Source organism: Streptomyces sp. NPDC007084 (genome assembly GCF_040703595.1).
Taxonomy (GTDB): Bacteria; Actinomycetota; Actinomycetes; order Streptomycetales; family Streptomycetaceae; genus Streptomyces.
Window position 1 is genome coordinate 143743 of record NZ_JBEYFY010000005.1, and the last position, 21109, is coordinate 164851.

20 protein-coding genes, 1 tRNA gene and 1 riboswitch are annotated in these 21109 nt (G+C 72.7%); of the genes, 6 read left to right on the plus strand and 15 right to left on the minus strand.

The window, feature by feature from the left end:
- Nucleotides 1–63 precede the first annotated feature (63 nt).
- The 8 genes from AB0912_RS07055 to AB0912_RS07090 all read right to left on the minus strand — a co-directional run bounded on the left by AB0912_RS07055 (nt 64) and on the right by AB0912_RS07090 (nt 7416).
- Nucleotides 64–516: a flavodoxin family protein gene (locus tag AB0912_RS07055; protein WP_366696930.1), complete on the minus strand. Its 453-nt coding sequence runs from the start codon at nt 514–516 to the stop codon at nt 64–66.
- Between the two features lie 108 nt (nt 517–624).
- A tRNA-Met gene (locus AB0912_RS07060) sits at nt 625–698 on the minus strand.
- A 47-nt stretch (nt 699–745) separates the two neighbouring features.
- Nucleotides 746–1327 carry an AAA family ATPase gene (locus AB0912_RS07065; protein ID WP_366696931.1) on the minus strand — a complete coding sequence of 194 codons (582 nt, stop codon included), beginning with the start codon at nt 1325–1327 and terminating at the stop codon, nt 746–748.
- Between the two features lie 182 nt (nt 1328–1509).
- The gene (locus tag AB0912_RS07070; protein WP_366696932.1) at nt 1510–1941 is read right to left on the minus strand and encodes a hypothetical protein; all 432 of its coding nucleotides are present in this window, start codon (nt 1939–1941) and stop codon (nt 1510–1512) included.
- A 206-nt stretch (nt 1942–2147) separates the two neighbouring features.
- A complete protein-coding gene (locus AB0912_RS07075; RefSeq protein WP_366696933.1) occupies nt 2148–4232 on the minus strand; it encodes a DUF1996 domain-containing protein in 2085 nt (694 codons plus the stop codon).
- 169 nt (nt 4233–4401) lie between these two features.
- Nucleotides 4402–5430, minus strand: a complete 1029-nt coding sequence (locus AB0912_RS07080) for a hypothetical protein (RefSeq protein WP_366696934.1) — start codon at nt 5428–5430, stop codon at nt 4402–4404.
- Nucleotides 5431–5621: 191 nt separating this feature from the next.
- Nucleotides 5622–6800 carry a DUF2306 domain-containing protein gene (locus AB0912_RS07085; protein WP_366696935.1) on the minus strand — a complete coding sequence of 393 codons (1179 nt, stop codon included), beginning with the start codon at nt 6798–6800 and terminating at the stop codon, nt 5622–5624.
- Between the two features lie 85 nt (nt 6801–6885).
- The gene (locus AB0912_RS07090) at nt 6886–7416 is read right to left on the minus strand and encodes a PadR family transcriptional regulator (RefSeq protein ID WP_366696936.1); all 531 of its coding nucleotides are present in this window, start codon (nt 7414–7416) and stop codon (nt 6886–6888) included.
- Between the two features lie 168 nt (nt 7417–7584).
- On the opposite strand from AB0912_RS07090, the gene AB0912_RS07095 reads away from it, so the two are divergent.
- The gene (locus AB0912_RS07095; RefSeq protein WP_366696937.1) at nt 7585–7902 is read left to right on the plus strand and encodes a hypothetical protein; all 318 of its coding nucleotides are present in this window, start codon (nt 7585–7587) and stop codon (nt 7900–7902) included.
- A gap of 196 nt (nt 7903–8098) precedes the next feature.
- Here the strand turns inward: AB0912_RS07095 and AB0912_RS07100 are convergent, their stop codons facing one another.
- The gene (locus AB0912_RS07100; RefSeq protein WP_366696938.1) at nt 8099–9637 is read right to left on the minus strand and encodes an NlpC/P60 family protein; all 1539 of its coding nucleotides are present in this window, start codon (nt 9635–9637) and stop codon (nt 8099–8101) included.
- Nucleotides 9638–9645: 8 nt separating this feature from the next.
- A riboswitch (cyclic di-AMP (ydaO/yuaA leader) is annotated at nt 9646–9817 on the minus strand.
- 454 nt (nt 9818–10271) lie between these two features.
- On the opposite strand from AB0912_RS07100, the gene AB0912_RS07105 reads away from it, so the two are divergent.
- On the plus strand, nt 10272–10508 hold the full coding sequence (locus AB0912_RS07105; protein WP_366696939.1) for a hypothetical protein: 237 nt from the start codon (nt 10272–10274) through the stop codon (nt 10506–10508).
- A 111-nt stretch (nt 10509–10619) separates the two neighbouring features.
- Here the strand turns inward: AB0912_RS07105 and AB0912_RS07110 are convergent, their stop codons facing one another.
- The 4 genes from AB0912_RS07110 to AB0912_RS07125 all read right to left on the minus strand — a co-directional run bounded on the left by AB0912_RS07110 (nt 10620) and on the right by AB0912_RS07125 (nt 13196).
- Nucleotides 10620–11366: an alpha/beta fold hydrolase gene (locus AB0912_RS07110; protein ID WP_366696940.1), complete on the minus strand. Its 747-nt coding sequence runs from the start codon at nt 11364–11366 to the stop codon at nt 10620–10622.
- A gap of 215 nt (nt 11367–11581) precedes the next feature.
- Nucleotides 11582–11755 (minus strand): hypothetical protein, encoded by a 174-nt coding sequence (locus tag AB0912_RS07115; protein ID WP_366696941.1) that lies wholly within the window; start codon nt 11753–11755, stop codon nt 11582–11584.
- A gap of 144 nt (nt 11756–11899) precedes the next feature.
- Nucleotides 11900–12640 carry a beta-glucanase gene (locus tag AB0912_RS07120; protein WP_366696942.1) on the minus strand — a complete coding sequence of 247 codons (741 nt, stop codon included), beginning with the start codon at nt 12638–12640 and terminating at the stop codon, nt 11900–11902.
- A gap of 100 nt (nt 12641–12740) precedes the next feature.
- Complete coding sequence (locus AB0912_RS07125; RefSeq protein ID WP_366696943.1) at nt 12741–13196, minus strand: MarR family transcriptional regulator; 456 nt, start codon at nt 13194–13196, stop codon at nt 12741–12743.
- Between the two features lie 199 nt (nt 13197–13395).
- On the opposite strand from AB0912_RS07125, the gene AB0912_RS07130 reads away from it, so the two are divergent.
- Nucleotides 13396–14850 (plus strand): MFS transporter, encoded by a 1455-nt coding sequence (locus AB0912_RS07130; protein ID WP_366696944.1) that lies wholly within the window; start codon nt 13396–13398, stop codon nt 14848–14850.
- Nucleotides 14851–14992: 142 nt separating this feature from the next.
- On the opposite strand, the gene AB0912_RS07135 is transcribed toward AB0912_RS07130, so the two are convergent.
- Together AB0912_RS07135 and proP are read right to left on the minus strand one after the other, a co-directional pair.
- The gene (locus tag AB0912_RS07135; RefSeq protein ID WP_366696945.1) at nt 14993–15643 is read right to left on the minus strand and encodes a GNAT family N-acetyltransferase; all 651 of its coding nucleotides are present in this window, start codon (nt 15641–15643) and stop codon (nt 14993–14995) included.
- A 184-nt stretch (nt 15644–15827) separates the two neighbouring features.
- Nucleotides 15828–17324 (minus strand): glycine betaine/L-proline transporter ProP, encoded by a 1497-nt coding sequence (gene proP, locus AB0912_RS07140; RefSeq protein ID WP_366696946.1) that lies wholly within the window; start codon nt 17322–17324, stop codon nt 15828–15830.
- Between the two features lie 193 nt (nt 17325–17517).
- Between proP and AB0912_RS07145 the strand changes: the two genes are divergently transcribed.
- The 3 genes from AB0912_RS07145 (at nt 17518) to AB0912_RS07155 (ending at nt 20841) form a co-directional block, all read left to right on the plus strand.
- The gene (locus AB0912_RS07145; RefSeq protein ID WP_366696947.1) at nt 17518–17709 is read left to right on the plus strand and encodes a hypothetical protein; all 192 of its coding nucleotides are present in this window, start codon (nt 17518–17520) and stop codon (nt 17707–17709) included.
- 80 nt (nt 17710–17789) lie between these two features.
- Nucleotides 17790–18128, plus strand: a complete 339-nt coding sequence (locus AB0912_RS07150) for a UBP-type zinc finger domain-containing protein (RefSeq protein WP_366696948.1) — start codon at nt 17790–17792, stop codon at nt 18126–18128.
- Nucleotides 18129–18642: 514 nt separating this feature from the next.
- Complete coding sequence (locus AB0912_RS07155; RefSeq protein WP_366697038.1) at nt 18643–20841, plus strand: FUSC family protein; 2199 nt, start codon at nt 18643–18645, stop codon at nt 20839–20841.
- The last annotated feature ends 268 nt before the right edge of the window (nt 20842–21109 follow it).

Sequence of the window (21109 nt, forward strand, 5' to 3'; positions counted from 1 at the left end):
CTCCACCCAGCGGCCATACGCTTAACGGCCAGCCGGTGAAGGCGAGTTGGCCAAGCCGTTCGGTCAGGACATCAACTGGGCGGCGAGGGTGGCTCCGAGTTCCCAGCAGGCCTCGATGTCGGCCTTGCCCGGCTCCCCGGTCACCGTCACGGGGTCGGCGGCGCGCCGCCAGCCGAGGCCCGTGGTGATCGACTCGATGCCGCGCACCGCCCCCGTGACGTCGTTGCCGCCGTGCACGTAGGAGCCGAAGGGCCGCCCGGCCGTCGCGTCCAGGCACGGGTAGTAGACCTGGTCGAAGAAATGCTTCAGCGCGCCCGACATGTAGCCGAGGTTCGCCGGTGTGCCGAGCAGGAAGCCGTCGGCGTCGAGCACGTCGGAAGCGGTCGCACTCAGCGCGGCGCGCCGCACCACCCGTACGCCCTCGATCTCGGGAGCGGTCGCCCCGGAGACGACGGCCTCGAACAGGGCCTGGCAGTTGGGCGAGGGCGTGTGATGGACGATCAGCAAGGTAGCCACACCGGCACTGTGCCACGGGCGGCCGGACAGCGCGCAGGGCAAGGGCACACGACGGGCCCGGGGCACGACGAAGGGCCCGGCACCATGTGCCGGACCCTTGTCTTCTCGTAGCGGGGACAGGATTTGAACCTGCGACCTCTGGGTTATGAGCCCAGCGAGCTACCGAGCTGCTCCACCCCGCGTCGGTGAACCCAACCCTACGCCATGTTTCGGGGGCCGAAGACCATGATCAGTCTCGGGGGTGCGGGGTGGCCGGGCGGGACCGGCCGGGAGGCATCGCGGCCGGCGGTGCGGGCAGGCGGTCGAAGAAGGACTTCGTGGCGCCCGGGGTACGGAGGTGGACGACCGTCAGCGGGGCCGGGCGCGGGGCGTCGCAGCGGGCCGCGATGTCGGCCCTGCGGGTCTCGTACTGCGACCAGGCCCACCACGCGGGGTGGTCGGCGGTGAACCAGGAGCCGAACGTCTCGACGTTCCCGCCGAAGATCCGGCGCCGCAGCAGGGTGCGAGCGGCGGACCTGCGCAGCACCCGGCGCATGACAACGGTTCGGGAGTAGTCGAGCCAGACGACCGTGTCGGCGCGTGCCCACAGCAGGTCGCGCACGCTCGCGTGGCCGAAGGAGTCGATCACCCAGCCGGGGCCGTCGGTCAGGCGCGCCACGTCGTCGACGAGGCTCGGGTTCTCCTGCCAGCCGGGCCCGGTGATGGCGAGCGCGTCCATCTCGTGGAAGGGAATCCCCAGCCGCCCGGAGAGAGCCCGCGCCAAGGTCGTCTTTCCGGCGCCGGTGCTTCCCGCGACCAGGATTCTTCGCATACCCGATCTTGACCGGCCGGATCGGCGCCGGGCAAGCCCCCGGGGAGGGTCCGGACGGGCCGGTTCTGCGCCCGGCAAGCCCCCGGAAGGCCGGAGGCGGGATTCACGGCGGCGGCGCCTCGGCCCGCTTCACCCGCCCGTGTCCTCGGCGGGCCGGTGCGGGCCGTGCGCCCCGGTGTGTCTCACACATCGGTGGGCAGACCGCTCACCTCGGCGATGCCGCGCAGTTCCTCGTCCTGGCGGTGGCGCTCGCCGATGAAGTCGGCGATCTCCTTGCACCGCTCGGGATCGTCCGCCGTCCCCGAGTCCGTCACGACCCGGACGACACCGATCTCCTCGGTCTCCAGCTCGACGATCCGGTTGTCCAGGCGGCCCGTCACGGCCACCGCGACCACGAGGGAGGCCTCGTCACGTACCTCCTGCGGGACGTCGTCGGGTTCCTCGCCGTCCAGATTCAGTTCGATCGCTCCGACCCTCTCCTCCCTGATCGCTTCGAGTACGGGCTCGACCATGCGCAGCAAGAGCGCGTAGTCCGCCGGAGCCATGCGCAGGCGGAGCATTTCGAGGTACAGGTCGAGGGGCCGGTCATCCGGTGCCTGCTCTGATGCGTCCATGGAGCTTCGCCTTCCCCAATGTGGACGACATGATCGCGTCTCACCCCAGGATGCTGTGAATCGGCGCACACCGCTGGTCGAGATCGCCGCCCCGGCGACCGCCGAGGGGGCTTGTGCCCCGTGTGGACTGGGCACAAGCCCCCTCAGGACTCGTCCGGACGACTCGGCCGTCCGATGTCGTCCCCTCCTCGTTCCGGGTTACGCGGTCACCGGGCGCCTCGCCTGATCCGGCGGAGCAGGACGAAGCCGGCGATCACGAGGATCCCGCCGATGGCGGCCGGCCACAGGTCGGCACCGGTGTCGGCGAGCCCGCCGCCTCCGACGGCCTGCGGCTGGGTCTGGGGCTGGTAGGCGGCGGCGGCCGGGGCGGTGGAGGCGGGAGTTCCGACGGCCGCGCCGTCATCGCTCCCGGACGCCTCGTGCGAGGCGTGCGAACCGGCGGTGTGGTGGGCCGAGGACGAGACGTCGGCCTTGGGCTCCACGTCGGCGGGCGGCGCGTCCTTGTCCCCACCCTGCTCGTTGCCCGGCGTGTCGGCCGTCGGCTTGTCGGGCCGGCCGTGGCCGCCGGGCGCCTGTCCGCCCTTGTCGTCGGAGGGATCGTCGGCGGTGGGCGCCGGCTTCTCGGTGGGCTCCTCGGAGGGGTTCGGGGGCTCCGCGCTCTCGGACGGGTTCGGGGGCTCGGCGCTCTTGGTGGGTTTCGGCGGCTCGGCGCTCTTGGTGGGCTCCGAAGGTTCGTCGTCGCCGGCGCCCGCACCGCACTTCCGGCCCTCGTTGATGCAGCCGACCATGTCCGTCATCAGGCCCTCGTCGAAGACGTTGATGAAGTCGCCGTGGTCGGTGACCGGCTTGTGCAGCTGCTCCGGGAAGGAGTCCACCGCGAACAGCGGCGACGTACGGCCGCCGTCCTTCAGGCTCGGCGCGTCGACGTCGTAGACGATGCGCTGCACGAGCTGCGGGATGGGCTTGAAGCCGCCGGGGCAGTTGCCCTCGGCGTCCTGGAACGCCACGTGGGTGCGGTGGTTGGCGCTGTCGATGTTCGCGCCGTCCCAGCAGCTCTGGAACCGGAACGTGCGGACGACGTCGCTGCCCTGCGGGCAGAGCGGGTACTTGTCCTTCAACTGCCGGTCCTCGAAGCCGGTGCAGCTCCAGGACGCGTTGGCGTTGGCGGTGCCGTTGACGAACGCCTTGGCGTCGCCGGTGATGACGCGCAGGAGGCGCGGCATGGCGGTGACCTTGCCGCGCGCGTTGCCCACGAAGGTCAGCGTGACCTGCTTGGGTGTGACGATCTTGCCCGCGTTGCCCTCGGTGCCGCCGCCCGCGGCGTCGGCGTCCCGTTCCCGGGTGCCGTCCTGGAGGCGCAGCACGGGCCAGTAGTACGTGGACTTGTCGCCCTTGTTCTGGCAGGTGGTGTCGGCGTTCGCGAGGTCGTCGTCGCTGGCGAAGGCGTTGTTGGACTGGTTGCCGACGTAGTCGTGGAAGTGGTGGGCGCCGTTGGTGACGCCGGGAGCCACGATGACGTTGTCAGAGTTGAACAGGCCGTTCGCGTTGACTCCGCAGCTTGTGACGAACTCGCCGGTGGAGGCGCCGTCTTGGGGGCGCGGGGTCTGCGCGGCGGGCTGGACGGAGTTGATGTCCGCGTAGTCGGCGGCCTCGGGTCCGTTCCCGGCCGGCGCGTCTCCGGCGCCCTGCTGCCCGTCCTGGCCCTGGCCGTTCGGACCCTGGTCGCCCTGGCCCTGGCCGTTCTCTCCCTGGCCGTTCTGGCCTTGCTCGTTCTGCTGCTGGTCGCCGCCCTGTTCACCGCTCTCGTCGGCGCCGCTCTGGTCGCCGTTGGAGCGGAGGGTGCAGTCCGCGAGGTCGTCGAGCCCCTGGGGCGGGTCGCCCGCCTGGTCGACGGCGGTGACGATACGGCCGATCGACTCGGTCCGCCTCTCCTTCAACGGCTTCATCACGGCGTCGGCGCCGTTGTCGCCGTTCTGCTCCATCTGCACTCCGTGGGAACGGAGTTGCTGATAGGCCTCGGCGATCTGCTGGTCCAGGGAGGCGAGTTCCTTGTCGACGTCGCCCTTCGCCTCGTCCGGCACGGTCGTCAACTTGTCGCCGACGTCCGGGCAGTCGATGGTGGCCGCCCCGGCGGACAGGACATGGTTGCCCGCGTCCGTGCCGGCACCGCTCTCGGACGCCGATGCGTAGACGTTGACGGCGACGAGGCCGCCTCCGCCCAGAATCAGCGCGACTGCCGCAGAGGTCGCGCGTCGTGCGCCCGTGGGGCGTCTGCGCCTGTTGCGTCCCAAGGAAATGCTCCTACCGCGTCGTGGTCGGCCCCGCCTGAAAATCCCCCCGCCCTATACGGACGGGGGCCGCGGTGTGTTCAGCCGTCCCCCGAATTCACAGCAACCTCCTTGGAAGCAAAGGTCCGAGGCGTCCCCGCGCACCGCCGGAAGTGCCCGCGGCCCGCTCCCTTCAGCTCCGCGGCCACGGCCCCGCCGGCGCGGTTCTGGTGAGCAGGACCCGCCCGCTCGCGCCGGCGAACAGCAGCCCCGCGACCATGCAGACGAGCGAGAGCGCCGGACCGGAGTGCCAGTGGACGGCCGAGGCCCGGCAGGCGAGGACGACGGTCACGGTGAGGGCGGTGCACGGCAGGGCGATCAGCGCCGGGCCGGTGCGGGTGAGGTCGTCCTCGGCGAGGGCCCCGAGGACCCCGACGCCGAGGGCGAGGGCCCACACCCCGAGTGCCTGGGCGTCCACCCGGCCGGTGCCCCAGGGCACGAAGCCGGACCAGAAGCCCGGCCGGGTCAGCAGACCCGCACCGATGCCGAGCCACGCCGAACCGAGCACCGCCAGCGCCGGTTTGGACCAGGCGGGCAGCGGCGCGCCGCGCGGGCCGAGCGGCCGGGCGGGGACGACGTACTGCCAGGCCAGCGCCACGAGGGCGAACACGCAGAGCACGCCGAGCACGAACAGCCAGCCGAGGCTGAACAGGACGGGGACGACCGAACCGCCGCGAGCGATGTAGAGGCGCCCGGCGTTGAGCAGGCTCACCGCGAACAGGCCGACGAGGACGATCGCCAGCGGGAGGACGAGCGTGCGGACCTCGTGCCACGCGCGGGCCCGGCTCACGGCGAACAGACCGGGCGCGGTGCCGAGCATGCTCGCGCCGATCAGTCCGGGTGTCAGCGACTCGGGCGAGCGCCAGGCGCCGAAGACGTGGCCCGTGAGGCCGACGGCCATGAGGAGCCCGCCGACGAGAACGCTCACCACGGCCACCGTGGTGGCCAGCATCACCACCCCGGCGGTGAGCGGCCGCCCGCCTTCGGCGGCCGGGGACGCGGGCGGCCCGCCGCGCTCGGGCGGGGTCGGCGTTCCGGTCGCGGGGGCCGGCTCGGGCTCAGCCGTCGCGTCCGGCAGGGCGGACGGCTCCGGCACGGGGTGCGCGGTGCGGGACTGCCGCTCGGTGGCGTCGGGGCGAGGCGGGTCGGATGCGTTGGCCATGGGTTTCCGTTTCCGGACGGGTCGAGGGGCTGGGACGGACAGGGTCTGGGTCTGGGGCGGGGTCAGGGTCTGGGACGGTCAAGGGGGCGCGTTCGGGCCGGCTTCGGAAGGGCCGGTGCGCGCCTCGCGGTCGGGCCGGACCGAGCCGCCACCGGTGAGCGAGGCCGGCTCCGGGCGCGTACGACGGGGTGTCAGGAGACCGGCGTCGAGAGGCGGGCGGCGGTCGTGACGCCGGTGAGTGCGGCCCGCTTGCGGACCTCCCGGGCGTACATGACGCGCAGGCTGACGACGAGGGTCGCGGCCGTCGCCAGGGCGCCGCAGCCGATCGCCGCGCCCGCCGACACGGCCGTGAGCCGGTCGAGGCGCAGGGTCCGTTCGAAGAGCGGGGCGGCGCCGGCCGACAGCACGGGCGCCAGGCACAGGGCCGCCCAGTGCAGCCGCCACTCCTCGCGGGCCCACAGACGCCCCTCGCGGCCGGTGCGCAGGGCGCTGAAGGCCATCACCGCGTAGGTGGCGGCGTACGGCAGGAGATAGGCGAGCAGGAGCCGGCGTCCGGGGGCGCCGAAGTCCAGGCAGGAGCGGACGATCCAGAACAGGGCCGCCGCTCCGGCGAGATGGGCGACGGCCAGGACGGGCGGCGGGGCCCACGAACGGGTGACGCCCGCGATCGTCCGGCGCCGGTCCAGGGAGCGCGAGGCGATCAGCGCGCCGAAGGCGACCACCGACCCCAGGTGCATGGTGGCCACCCGGTTGATCTCCGTCATGGGGAGGCCGGGCAGGATCAGGGGCAGGCCGCCCCACTCGAACCGGAGCAGCGGCGCCGTCAGCAGGAAGGCGTAGCAGAGCAGCATCCAGCGCTGGTGGAGGTCGGGATGGCCGCCGACGGCGGAGAGCACGCCGAAGGTCACGCTGAGCACGGTGCCCACCAGGATGGTGGCGAGCACGATCCAGAAGGCGGCCCCGCTGAACGCGTCCTCGGGCGCGGTCCGCGCCAGGTACACCGCCGCCCCGGCCATCGAGGCGTAGACCGTGACCGCGAAGACGACGCCGAGGGCCCGGTGCAGCCGGGCCCGGCGGCGTACGGCGGTGAGCACCTGCGCGGGACCGAGCAGCATGAGCAGGCCGCCCAGGACGGAGTGCGCGATCAGCGGGACGAGGCTGTGGCGGTACGGCTCGATCCGGGTGGCCAGCGCGTCCGCCACATAGCGGGGCGAGACCATGTGCCCGAGGATCCACTCGCCGAACGCCGGCGCGCCGGGACGCGCGTACGGCCACAGCTCGGTCATCGCGATGGGCGCGTAGCCCACGCACACGGCCGAGACCGCGATGACGGCCACACGGCGCCAGGTGGTGCCCGTCAGACGACGCACGGCGACTCCCCGCTCCTGGCCGCGATCCGACCATCGATAGTCTGGTTTGGACTATCGAGACGGTAGGGCCGGGCGGCCACCGGGGTCAACGGTCTGACGCGTCCTCGTCCCGGCGCTGCACCCACTGCCAGAAATCGACCATCATCCGCTCGTACCGGATACCGAACTCCAGCGCGTCACGCTGCCCGCGGGTCAGAAACTCCCCCACGCTCTCGGCCAGTTGCTCGTAGTCGCCGAGGGTGCGCCGGTGCTCGTCGAGCTGTACCGGGCCGAGCAGTTCGGGCCGGCCGCCGAACCACAGTTTAAGGATTCCGCGCTCGCGCGCCTCGACCGGCACGAACGCCGTGTCGTCCAGCCAGTCCCGCAGCGCGGCCCTGCCCTCGTCGGTCAGCGTGAGCACCCGGCGGTTGCGGCCGCTTTCCTGACGCACCTGCGCCAGCAGCCCGGCCTCCAGCAGGCGGTCGCACTGGGCGTACACCTGGGCGTGCGGGACGGACCAGAAGGGCGCCACCGTGCGCGCCGCCTCCCCCTTGACGTCGTACGCGCTGGCCTCGCCGAGCTTGTCGATGACGCCGAGCACGAGGAAGGAGGCGGTGGTCAACCGTGCGTCTGCCATGGGACCGACCGTATCGCCACCGGATCACCGCGTGGCACGCCCGTCGTCAGGCCGTTCCGGGCTCCCGACGCGAAGAAGCGGCGGGTGACCGTCACAATGCGGGGTATACGGGCGATCACACAGCCGACCGCACTTCAGGCCCGCGGGGCACGCACGCTAGGAGTTCCTGTGACCACCTACGTCATCACCGTTCCCGGGACGTTCGTCCACGGCGTCTCGGACGCCTCCCGCGCAGATGTCGAACGCAGGCTGCGCCCACAGGATCCGCAGAACACGGAGCTGGGCGAGACCGAGGAGCTGAGCCTGCTGACCGTCGACGAGAACCACACCTTCTCGGTGCGGCTGGAGGTCGAGGCCGCGGACCGGCGCGCCGCCGAGGAGGAGGCCGTACGGCTCGTCTCCGGCGCGCTGCGCGACAGCGGCATCTCCGAGGACGACGCCCCGCTGGGGCCGGCCGCGGTCACGGGGATCGACAGCGAGTTCTGAGCCGCCGGGAGCCCGGGAGAGCACCGGAGCGGTCGGTCACGGCGTATCCGTGGCCGACCGCTCGGGTGCTCAGAGCCGGGCCTCGGGGCGGCGCCTCAGAGCCGGGTCTCGGGGCGGCGCCTCAGAGCCGGGTCTCGGGGCCGCTGCGAGGGCCGGTCCCCGGGGGCCGGACCTCGCAGCGGTGACAGGCCGGTTCTCAGACCGGGCGTACGGCGGTGTGGATCGTCGCCTGCCCGGCGGGGTGGACGGGCTCCTCCGTGATCCGCCCTCCCGGCCTGGGCGCGTGGACCATCAGGCCGTCGCCGACGTAGAGGCCCACGTGGCTGTGGTCCTCGTGGAAGAAGAGCAGGTCGCCGGGCTGGACCGCGTCCAGCGGTACGGCCGGTCCGATCCGTGCCTGGTCGCCCGCCGTCCGGGGCAGCAGCACACCGGCGCTCCGCCAGGCGGCCTGGGTGAGCCCGGAGGGGTCGAACGAGCCGGGTCCGGAGGCACCCCACACGCACGGCCTGCCGACCTGGGCGCGGGCGAAGGCGACGGCCTCGGCGGCCCGTGTGTCGTACCCGGTGACCGGCGGGGCCATGACGGCGGCGATGCTTCCGGTGTCGAACCCGGCGTTCGGATCGGCGGACCAGGGGGCGCCGGGGGCGGGCTGCTCGACGGGCGCCGGCCACACCGTGCGCCCGGTGTCGTCGGCGGCCTGGGCCACCGGGGCGGGCGAGGCCGACCAGGCGTCCGGCAGCGGCTGATAGGCGACGGCCCCGACCGGGTCCGGCACGCGTGTCGCGGGCTGGTTCCCGGCTCCCGTGGGCTGCCACGGGGCACTTTCCATCGGCTGATACGCGGCTGCCGCGACCGGCAGGGACAGGTGCTCCGTCGTCGGGTACGTGCCCGGCCCGGCCGGCGCCGACAGGTACTCCGCCGCCGGGTACGTGAGCGACGGGAGGGCGGTTTCGCCGAACGGCTGCTCCACGGGCGGGTATGCGGCCGGTGTCGACGCGTCCAGCTCGGTCCGCCGCGCGGTGTGCCGGGCCAGCATCTCCTGCGCGGCGGCCAGTTTGCGGCGGGCGCGGTCCTTGCGGAAGCGCGGGGAGGAGGTCTCGGGAGGGAGCGCCGGTCCTGGCACCGCCGGGAGGGAGCCGGTGGCCGCGGAACCCGTGGCCGCGGAGCCGATGGCCGCGGAGCCCGTGGCCGCGGAGCGCTGGTCGGGGATCGCGGGGGTGGGCCAGGTCGTCGGCTCGGACACCGGGCCCGCGGTCAGTTCGAGAACGGGGCGTGCCGTCAGCTCCGCGACGGGAGCCGCGGCCGGGCCCGCCGTCAGCTCCCGTCCGGCCGCGGCGGTCGACTCGGCGGCGGGGAGGGCGCCTTGGGAAAGCTGCTGGGCGGCGGGAAGTTCCGCGGAGCGCTCCCCCGCCCGGCGCGTGGCCTCTCGTCCGCGGTCCGGGCGCCGGTCGGCCGGGAGGACCGCCGCGACGGTGGGCCCGAGCCGGGAACGCGCCCCGTCGAACCACTGCCGCATCAGATCGTCCTGGGCCGGATCGACGGCTCGGCGCTCCTCCACGGCCGGCGGCCTGCCGGTGAGCCGTCGGGCCACGGCACGCCGGTCGCCCTGGCGGGAGAGGCTCGCGAGAGCGCGGGTCGCGTTGAAGTTGCCGGTGTCGTCCTCGGCCCGGTCGTAGAGGGAGGCGAGCCGTCGGCGGACTTCTTCGCCACTGGGCTGGGTGCGTTCCGGCGCCATGAAGGTGGCACTCCTTCCGTCGTCCGCCTACCGGGTTAGCTGTCGGGTTCGGGCGGACGGTTCCGGAAGGTATGCCCTACGACCTGTGCCCCGTAAGGCAGTTGGCCGATTCACCCCAGGTTCGGTGGGTCCCCGGCTCCGGCTGCACGAGGGCAGGGCCGGACTCGGCGGAGGCCGCACCGCCCGGCGAGTTCGCCGGAGGGAGTCGGGCGGCCTGGTCGTCAACTTAGCCAAGTTGTGAGCCCCATGTGAAGATCCACGTCCCAGATGTCCGATACATTTTCGTGACCTTCATCGCATCGGCGCCGTTGTGCGACGACGGAAGCACACGCCGTACGCGAATCGGCTTACGGGGCAGTCCCGTTCGGCGCGGAAGTCCTCCGCGAGGAGGTCTCCGTACAGCCGGGTCCGCACCTCGCTCGGGGCTTGCGGCCGCTCGCGCGCGGACGTTCGGCGGCGGCGAACGGAACTGACGGCCCCTGACGGCTCGTTCGACATCGGCGAACCGTCGATGCTCGCGCCGTGACCGGTTCTGGCCGAACCGGCCGGATGACCACCGTGGGCGCCTCACGGCCCTAACGTCGAGACACGGAAGGCCCGCGGACGGCCCTGAGAGCGAGTCGAGGATTCCCCCGTGCACGATGCACCGATCTATGCCCAACTGATCTCCGAACGCGGTGACATACCGACCCTCGTGCGGAGCGAAGCCCGGCGGCTGCAGCGCGACTTCGAGTGGATCCTCAGCTGGGATCCGTCCACGGGCGGCCCGCTCCCCGGAAGCGCCGCACGCCCCGGCACCCGTGCACGCGGGACGACCGGCTCACGCCGTCCCTTCTCCCCCGACCCCGCGGACCGGCTCGACTCCGCGTAGGAACGGTGGTCGAACAGACGCATGGGGTCGGAGGTCGAGCAGACGCCTCGGAACGGTGGTCGAACAGCGTCGATGGCCGGGCAGCCGTGGCCCGGCGCGTGCGGGCCCGCCTCAGAGGACGCCGGGTTCGCCGTTCGGTCCCTCGGCGGGCAGCGCCTCGACCGGGCCGTCGGCGCCGGACAGCAGAGCGGCGACCGCCGAACCGGTCACCTCGTGCCAGGTCCGCGCGCGCCGCAGCATCGCATGGTCACCGCCCGCGACCCGCACCGCAGTCGCCGAGGAGCCTTCCCGCGCGGCCCGGCGCACCAGCGCGAAGGAGGCCGCCGGCTCGGTGATCCGGTCCTGGTCGCCGTGCAGTACGATCACCCGCTTGTCCCGCAGCTGGGCCACCGGCTCGCCGGCCGGGCACCAGGGCGCGAGGGCCACCACGGCCCGGACCTGCGGCGCCGCGGCGGCGCGCAGCGCGGCACGGCCGCCCATCGAGTGGCCGACGAGCACCACCGGCACCTCCCCGACCAGGTTGGTGAGTTCGGCGAGGGCCCGGCGCACGTCGGCGACCGGATCGGTCGCGGCGCCGTTCCAGCCCCGTACGCGGTAGCGGACCTCGCCCACGAAGACGTCCCGGTCGGGCACGGCGCGCAGCACGGCGCGCACGAAGGGCCGCATGCGCAGGCGGGAGACGTGCCAGGGACGCGACGGGGCCAGGCTGTCCGCGCGTCCGCCGTGCAGGACGAGCACCGCGGCCCGCGTCGGGCCCTTGGCCCCGCCGGCTGGCCGGTGCGGCACCAGCGCTGTGAGCGGCCTGGCCGCTCCGGGCCGCTGCCCCTCGCGGTCGGACATCCGCGCCGAGCCTCGCATGACACCTCTTCACCGTCGAAAACCATCAAAGCGCCGTCGACGCCCACCACCCTGGGCCGCCAGCAATCCTTGCCGCCGCCCCCCTCGGTATCCGTAGCCGACACGGCAGCGGCTTGGTGACACCTCCGAGCCTAGGATCCCGGTCGCCAAGTGTGGTGCCCAGGCGGCCAGTTGACCTGTCGGCTGTGGGGACGCCATGACCGGTGCGCGGTGTATCACTCGGCGCCCCCGGGACGCGTACCGTGGCCGCCGCGCCACTCCTGGTAGAGCCGCCACAGCCGCTCGGCGCGCGGGCAGCGGCCCGACTCGCGCCGGCACGTGCGGCAGTCGCCCACGTGGCCGATGTAGGCGGCCTCGGGGGTCTCTCGACCCGGTTGTGGATTCGTCATGGCCCTCGGCACCGGTCGGTGCGACGCGCCCGTACGCGACGTCGCTTCTGATGCCGTACTTCCGTGCCGGGGCACGCGGCGGATGCGGCCGGGGCGGGGTTTTCGCGGCGCGGTCGGCGAGGCCGCGCGCTCCGCCGGGCCGGTTCAGTCGAGCACGCCGGCGTCCTCCGCGAGGCTGTCCGGGTCGTCGTGGCTGCCGGGTCTGCGGACGAGCAGGCCTTCCACCGCGAAGTCCATCTCGGAGACGTCGGGGGCGGGCGGCGGGTGGTAACGCCCGGCGCACACCGACAGGTTGACGATGAGATACGCCTCCCAGTGCCGGCCGACCCCGCGCCGGTCGGCGAAGGCGCGGACGCCGTTGACCCACCACACGACGCGGTGGGCGCCGAACTCGACGACGAGGTCCACCCAGGCGCCGGGCCGGACCGTCCCGTCCCGGTAGTAGTGGTGCGCGCCGCGGACGTGGTTGGAGAGTTCGAGCAGGTCGGGGTTGTCGGGGTGGTACTCGAAGACGTCGATCTCCTGGCCGCCGTCCCGCCAGGTCCAGATGGCCGGCCAGGCGCCGAGGGCGGTGGGCAGTCTGACCCGCGCCTCCAGTACGTCCCCCGTGCGGACCATGAACGCGTCCTCGCTGCCCTCGGTGGTGAGCAGCCCCGCGTCCCAGGCGCCGTCGGACCGGCGGGTGGCGCGGAAGACGCCCGTACGGCTGTAGGCGGGGTCGGCCACCAGGTGGTCGAGCTTGTCGTCGCCCGGGTTGACCGGGCCGCCGTCGGGATAGGCCCACGAACGGCCCGCGATCCACTGGCGAGTTGAGGCGAAATCCGCGGTGAAGACGACATCGGACACGCGGGGCTCCTCGGCGACGGCGTTCACGTTCCTGCTCACGTGCCGCCCAGGTTCTCGCCCCAGCCCCCTGCCCCGCACTCCGTTCGCGGGGACCTGCCGGGGAAACAACCCGTGGGGGTGAACCGGAGGACGGGGCGCGTCAGGGGCGCGGCCAGGGGCGTCCGCCGATGCGCTCGATGTCGGTGTTGAAGCGCCTCAGGTAGGAGGCGAAGGCGGCGATGTCCGACTCCGACCAGTCGGCCATCACCTGGTCCAGGGCGCTGATGAGCCCCTGCCGTTCCTGGTCCAGGAGGCGTGCACCCTCGTCAGTGATACGGAACTTGCGGGCCATGCCCCCGTCGGGGTCGGGGATGCGGTCGACGAGTCCGGCGCGCATCGCGGCGGCGGTCTGCCGGTTGAGGGTGGAGGCGTCGAGCCCGAACGCGTCGCTCAGCTCACCGATCGACATCGGCCCCTGGACCCGGATGCGGCTGAGCAGAACGTAGGCGCTGCGCTCCAGGACGCTGTCCTTGGTGCGGGCCCCCTTCTGCCGCATGAGGCCGTGACGGCTCAGCAGCATCTGCTCGTACTCGACCTCGTCCGTGGGCCTGACCATCGCGCCTGCCGCCTCCCGCTGTCACCCGGACCGCGCGTCGCGCCGATATCGGCGCGGTCCGTGGCCATGCTCCCACACGCACGTGCATGAGCCACATCACATGCGCTATGCACATGACGTGTACGATGCACATCCCTTGCCTCGCAAGGGATCGCCCGGAGACACACCGAGACATCCCGAGACACCCGAGGAGTCCCTGATGGACGCCCCCCAGCCCACCGCCCGCGCGGGCGGTGTGGTCGCCACACTCGCCTTCGCCGGCACCGTGGCGGCGATCATGCAGACGCTGGTCACTCCGCTCATCGCCGAGCTGCCGCAGATCCTGCACACCACCCCCGCGAACTCCGCCTGGGTGATCACCGTGACGCTGCTCGTCGCGGCCGTCTGCGTCCCGGTCTCCGGGCGGCTGGGCGACCTGGTGGGCAAGCGGCGGATGCTGCTCGCCTGCTCGGTCCCGCTGGTGGCCGGCTCCGTCGTGTGCGCGCTGTCCTCGTCGGTCACGCCGATGATCGTGGGGCGCGGACTCCAGGGCATGGGCATGGGCATGGTGCCGCTGGGCATCGCCCTGCTGCGCGACGTGGTGCCCGCCGAGAAGCTGAGTTCGTCCATCGCGCTGGTCAGCGCCTCCATGGGGATCGGCGGCGGCCTCGGCCTCCCCATCTCCGCGGCGGTCGCGCAGTACGCGAACTGGCGGGTGCTGTTCTGGGGTTCGGCGGTCCTCGCCGTGGTGATCGGCGCGCTGATCTGGTTCCTCATCCCCGACGTGCCGGCCGGCGCCAAGGGTCAGCGGTTCGACGCCCCCGGCGCGCTCGGGCTCGGCATCGGCCTGGTCTGCCTGCTCCTCGGCGTCTCCAAGGGCGCCGACTGGGGCTGGGGCTCCGTCACGACGCTCGGCCTGTTCGTCGCCGCCGTCGTGGTCCTGCTCGCGTGGGGCGCCTGGGAACTGCGCACCCAGGACCCGCTGATCGACCTGCGCACGACGGCCCGCCCCCGCGTCCTGCTGACCAACCTGGCCTCGGTCTTCGTCGGGTTCGGCATGTACGCCAGCATGCTGATCATCCCGCAACTCCTCCAGTTCCCCGACGCCACCGGCTACGGGCTGGGGCAGTCGATGCTCGCGTCCGGCCTGTGGATGGCGCCCGGCGGCATCATGATGATGATCGTCTCCCCGCTCGGCGGAAAGCTGACCGACGCCCGCGGCCCCAAGTTCACGCTGATCTGCGGAGTCCTGGTCATCGCCCTGGGCTACGGCCTGTCGCTGGCCCTGATGGGCTCGGCATGGGGTCTCATGCTCGTCGGCATGGTCATCAACAGCGGTGTCGGACTCGCCTACGGCTCGATGCCCGCGCTCATCATGAGTTCCGTGCCGCTCTCGGAGACCGCGGCGGCCAACGGCTTCAACACCCTGATGCGCTCGCTCGGCACCTCGGTCGGCTCGGCGGTGGTCGGTGTGATCCTCGCGCAGATGACGACCAGCGCGGCCGGATTCACGTTCACCTCGGAGAGCGGGTTCCGCACCGGGCTCGTCGTCGGCGGCTGCGTCGCCCTGGTCGCCGCCGCGATCGCGGCGGTCATCCCGGCGGTCCGTGCCGTGGCCGGCGGCGACAAGGCGGGCCCGACGGCCGCGCCCGAGACGGCCGCCGCCGCGCGCTGAGACCGACGGCGAACAAGGCGTTCACACCGGGTCCGGCGGTCCACGGACAAGCGCCGGACCCGGTGCGGCCCATCTCGCCTTCCCCCAGTTCCCTTCGCACCCTCTCGGCCTTACGCCGCCAACTCCCCCTCCGCGCACACCTCTAGGCGACCTTGGTCGACCTGCCGAGATACGTGAGCGGCCCGGGGCCGGCGACCGGGATCTCGTGGAAGCCGAGCCGGTCGTAGAACGCCCGGGCCGCCTTGTTCGCGGTGACCATGCCGAGATGCACGGCGGGTGTCCCGCGCTCGTGCAGGGCGGTCAGGAAGGTGTACATCAACGCCCGCCCGTGACCGCGCCGTTGATACCCCGGCAGCAGATCGATGTGCAAGTGGGCAGGGTAGGCGGCGAGTTCGGGAAGGATCATGCGCTCGGGGGTGTGCAGCAGCCCGATCATCTCCTCCGTGGGCGTGCGCGGCGCATCCGTGAGCGCCGGGTAGCGGTGCGCCACCCGGGGGATCCAGGACTCGCGGAACCGCGCCGCGAAGGAGGCGGTGTCGCCGGTGCCGACGACATAGCCGACGGCGCGCCCGGTGCCGTCGTCGAGCACGAAGGCCAGTTCGGGCTCGAGGTGACAGTAGGGCTCCGCGAAGATCGCCGGCATCAGCTCCTCGTCGGGAAACCGGGCACGCGAGTCACCTCCCTCGTCCGCGGTGCTCACACAGACATCGGCTACGGCCGCACGGTCGGCGGGCCGGTAGGGGCGGATGGTCGGCGGGTTCGGCGGGTTCGGCGATGCGTTCACAGGCGGCATTCTGGCGCCTTGGGAGCGCTCCCACAATGGCCCGGGGGCCGGGTGGAACCTGAGGGACCGGGCGGAGCCTGAGGGACCGGGCCGGCCCCGGGACGACCGGGCCGGACCCGGGACGACCGGGCCGGACCCGAGATGACCGGGCCGGACTCCGACAGGTGAGCGCCGCCCGTCCGGTCCCCCGCTCTCAAAAGCGGGGGACCGGTGCCTGGCTCTCGACCAGGGCGGCGGCCTCCTCCGGCGTGCCGACGGCGGGCGGCGATCCGGCCAGCGGCTGCCGGGCTGTCTCCTTCATGCAGGCCACGGCGAGCACGCCGACGAGGGCGGCGGCCATGGCGTAGTAGGCGGGCATCAGCGCGCTGCCGGTCACCGAGATCAAGGCGGTGATCACCAGGGGCGTCGTACCACCGAAGAGGGAGGTGGAGAGGTTGTAGCCGACCGAGAGGGAGCCGTAGCGGACCCCGGTCGGGAACAGGGCGGGCAGCGCCGCCGACATCGTGCCCAGCATGCAGACCAGGGAGAGGCCCAGCATCAGCATGCCCGCCGCCACGGCCGCCAGGCTGCCCTGCCGGACCAGCAGGAAGGCCGGAACGGACAGGAACAGGAAGCCGAGCATGCCGGTCATGAGCAACGGCTTGCGGCCGAAGCGGTCGGAGAGCCTGCCGACCTGGCTGATGACCAGCATCAGGATCACCATCGTGGCGATCAGGATCAGCAGCCCGTGCGTGTCGCTGTAGCCCATCTCGTCCGACAGGTAGGTCGGCATGTACGACAGCAGCATGTAGTCGGTGATGTTGTAGGCGCCGACCAGGCAGACGCACAGGATGAGGGTCGGCCAGTGGTCGCGGAAGATCTTCGCGAGGTCGCCCTTGGTGGTCGTCTCCACGGCGGAGGCGGCGTCGGAGGCCTTGTACGCGGACTCGTCCTCCAGTTTCCGGAAGGCCGGTGTCTCGTCCAGCCTCATCCGCAGGTAGAGGCCGACGAGTCCGATCGGGCCCGCGACCAGGAACGGTACGCGCCAGCCCCAGGACTCCATGCCGTCGCCGCCCAGCACGGAGGTCAGCACCGTGACGAGGCTCGCCGCGCCCACGTATCCGGCGAGGGTGCCCACTTCCAGGAAGCTGCCGAAGAAGCCGCGGCGCCGGTCGGGGGCGTACTCGGCGATGAAGGTGGAGGCCCCGCCGTACTCGCCGCCCGTGGAGAAGCCCTGCACGAGCCGGAACAGGATCAGCAGGGCCGGGGCCCAGAAGCCGATGGCGGCGTAGGAGGGGATCAGTCCGATGGCGAAAGTGCCGGCCGCCATCATGATCATCGTGACGGCGAGGACCTTCTTGCGGCCGATCCGGTCGCCCATGGGCCCGAAGACCATGCCGCCGAGCGGACGGACCAGGAAGGAGACGGCGAAGGTCGCGAAGGAGGACAGGAGCTGGACCGTGCCGTTCCCGGAGGGGAAGAAGACGTGCCCGATGGTGACGGCGAGGTAGCTGTAGATGCCGAAGTCGAACCACTCCATGGCGTTGCCGAGCGAGGCCGCCTTCACGGCGCGCCTGACCGCCGCCTCGTCGGTGACGGTGATGTCGGTCCGGCGCAGCGGGGGGTTCCTGCGCCGCCGTGCGGCCCTGAACAGCGTGCGGTGACGCCTGACCGCCGCCGGATCGACCGGGTCCGTCTCGGTGACTGCCATGGAGCGTCGTCCTCTCTGCCTTCGGCGTGTCCCGTCCCGTGCTCTCGGGTCCACGGGACGTCCAGGGGTGCGCTTACTCGCTCGTGGCATTCGCAAACTGATTCACGGCGACGATGATCTTCATCACTCGGTCTCCGGGCCCGTCCGGGTCCCGGTGCCGTGTCCTCGCCGCGCGCTCGCTCGTTCACCGGCCATGTCAGCAGCTCATCCGATCAACGAGCCGGAAGCCGTCGGTCCCCGGCACACGGTGGCGCCCGCGAGCCGGCCCGCGCACCGCCCCGAGCGCTCCACCGCGCCGCCCGCCCGGCAGGTTGGCGGCTCCGGCAACCTGCCCGTTCCGGACCGTCCGGCCTGCGTCAACCGCTGGTGCACCGTGATCTTCTGACCGGCCTCATCCCGCGTTATCCCGCGTTTCGTGGACCGGGACGGACTGCGGGGCCGGTGCCGGGCGGGGAGACTCGACGTATGGCAGGCGAGAAGGCAACGGCACACGGCTGGGTGGTAGCGTCCGACGGCGGACGTCCCGAGGGGCGGGACTGCTCCCACCTGGATCAGGCGGTCCCCGGGACCGGCCTGACCGGCGGGAACGGCTGCGCGGAGTGCCGTGCCCGGGGCGCGGTCTGGGTGCGTCTGCGTGCCTGTCTGACCTGCGGCCATGTCGGCTGTTGCGACAGCTCACGGGGGCAGCACGCCACCGCCCACCACGAGCGGACGGGGCATCCACTGGCCCGGTCCGTCGAGCCCGGCGAGAGCTGGGCGTGGTGTTACGAGGACGAGGTCTTCCTCCGGCCCGAGCCGTGCTGAGCCCCCGGCCGCTCCCGCCCGGACCGGCTCCCGGTTCCCGTCGGCGTACGAGCACTCGCCCCCGGCCGGAACCCGGTCACCTCCGGTCCGTGGCCGCCGAACCCTCGGACGCCGGCCGGCGGGGCCGCTCCGTCCTCACCGGCGCGTGGGCCGGCTCGTCGGTCGCCGGCGGGCGGGACAGCTCTTCGGCCGCCTGCGCCTGGCCCAGTTGTTCGGTCGCCGGCGTATGCGGCGGCTTCACGGTCGCCGGCCGGTGGGGCCGCTCCTCGGTCGCCGGCGGAGGGGGCGGCTCCGCGGCTGTCGGCCGGTGGGGCGGCACGGCTGTCGGCCGGTGGGGCGGCACGGCTGTCGGCCGGTGGGGCAGCGCGGGGAGTGTCAGCCGCTCGTGCCATGCTGGTGTTCCGGATCATGACGCGGGAGGGGAAAAAAGCGCAGCGTGAGGACAGTGACCAAGCCGAGCCGGGCGGGGATCTGGGACCGGTACGCGGCCTCCGATCCCGGACTGCTGCGGCTGATGGCCGGGCTCCGTACCGTCGGTGCCATCGCGCTGACGCTCGCCGTCCTGAGCCTGATCGGCGCGGATGTCACGCACATGGTGGCCGGTGCGATGGCCGCCATGGTCGGCACGTTCGCGATCAAGGAGAAGCAGCGCGGCGATCAAGCGCGCACGCTCCTGCTCGGGCTGCCCGTGGCGATCGTCGCGATGACGCTGGGCGCGTGGCTGAACCGCCATGTGGTCGCGGGCGACCTCTTCTTCATCGCGCTCATCTTCACGGCGGTCTACAGCCGCCGGTTCGGGGACCGCGGCTGGGCGCTCGGGCTCATCGGGTTCCAGGTCTACTTCGTCTCGCTGTTCGTCGGGGCGACGTTCTCCACCCTGCCCGGACTGTGCGGGACGCTCGCCGTGGCCTTCGTGTGCAGCGCGGTGGTCCGGTTCGGGCTGGTCGTCGAGACTCCCGAACGGGTCCTGCTGCGGCTGCGCGAGGCGTTCCGGGCGCGGCTGGCCCAGCTCGTGTCCGCGCAGATCGACCTGCTCGACGCCCCGCCGGACCGGGCCGAGAAGGCTCTGGAGGACGTGCGGCTGCACACCGCGCGGCTGCACGAGAGCGCGATGATGATCCAGGGCCGGCTGGAGGAGGGCACCAGCGACAGCACGGTGGCCTCGCTGGTCCAGCGCCGGGTGGCCGACGCCGAGATCTCCGCGGAGCGGCTCGGGGTCCTCATCCTCACCGCGCGCAGCGCCGAGCGAGCCGACACCCTCACCCTGCATCTGCCGGACGCGCCGCTGCCCGCCCCCGGGGACCGGCTGCGGGCGCAGGCCGACACGACCGTGGTGCTGCGGCGGGATCTCGAAGCGCTGCGGCTGCTCGTGGCGCGCCCCGTCTCGGGCGAGAGCGGTACCGGGGTGGCCCGGGTGCGCAACCGGCTGCTCGGCTACCGGGACGAGGAGAACCTGCCGCGTGCCTCGGCCGCCGTGCAGGACGTGTTCCGTGGCATCGGCGAGGCGGCCCGCTCGGTCCTCGGTCTGCGGCTGGCGCTCGACGGGCCCCAGGACGAGTCGGACGACTCCCCGGAGACGACCCGTTCCCGCGAGGAGCTGGACGCCGAGGACGTCGCCATCGCGGGCGCGGAGGAGGCCGAGCCGGACGAGTCGGCGCGCAAGGGGCTCCAGCGGCCGACCACCCGGGCGGCGGTGCAGGTCTCGGTCGGCTCGGCGCTGGCCATCGTCGGCGGGGAGTTCCTGTCCAGCCAGCGCTGGTACTGGGCGGTGCTGACCTGCTGGGTCGTCTTCCTCAACACGTCCTCGACCGGGGAGATCCTCGTCAAGGGCTACCGGCGGCTGCTCGGGACCGTGCTCGGCGTGGTCGCGGGTGTCGCGCTGGCCGGCGTGGTCGGCAACCACACATGGCTCGCGTTCGTGCTGGTGCTGCTGTTCATCTTCGCGATGTTCTTCACCGCCCCGCTGTCGTACGCCCTGATGTCGTTCTTCGTGACGGCCATGCTGGGCCTGCTCTACACACTGCTCAACACCTACAGTCCCGCCGTGCTCGTCCTGCGGATCGAGGAGACGGCGCTCGGCGCGGTCTGCGGGGTGGTCGCGGCGGCCCTGGTCCTGCCGGTGCCCACCGACCGGCGGACCGACGAACTCCTCGCCACCGTGCTGACCCGGCTCGGCGAGGTCAGCAGCGCGGCGGTCGACCAGTTGAGCGGAGGCGTGGCGCTCGACCTGCTGGACAAGGCGCGTGATCTCGACACGGCACTGGAGGATCTGCGGTCCTCCACCCAGCCGTTGACCCATCCGATCACCCCTCTCCGGGCGCGACGTCAGACCGCCCGCTATCTCGTGGCGCTGCTGGAGACCTGCGCCTATCACGCGCGGTCGCTGGCGGCGACGGCCGAACTCCTGCCCTACAGCCGGTCGGTGGCCGCCGATCCCCGTCTCAAGCTGGCGGGCCGGCGCATCAGCCACAACATCGACGTCCTCGTGGCGCGGGTGGAGGACGACGACGCCGGCGGGGTCGCGGAGACGGGTGCGAGTCTCGCCTCGATGCTGGAGCCGGACGCGCCGGGTTCGCCGCGCCACGACCGTGTGACGGGCCGGGTCCTGCGCCATCTCCAGCGGCTGGACGAAGGGGTGATCGGTCTGGCGCGTCCGCTCGGCGTCCGGGTCGCGACACCCGAGAAGACGTCGCCGCGGAGTGTCGCTCCGTAGCCGTGACGGGCGGCGCGCGTTCAGCCGACCTTCCGGAGGAGTAGGGGAGCAGGGGGCGCCAGCCGACGTTCCGGAGGGGTAGGGGGCGTCAGCCGACGTTCCGGAGGAGCAGGGGGCGTCAGCCGACGTTCCGGATCGGCGAACCGGTAATCATCGCGGGCGCCGAGCCGGCTTACGGACAGACACGCTCCGTGACCTGCCGACGGCGGCGGCGGGCACGAACGGGATCTTCACGCCCGCCACCCCCATCACGCCCGAGGCAGCGGCA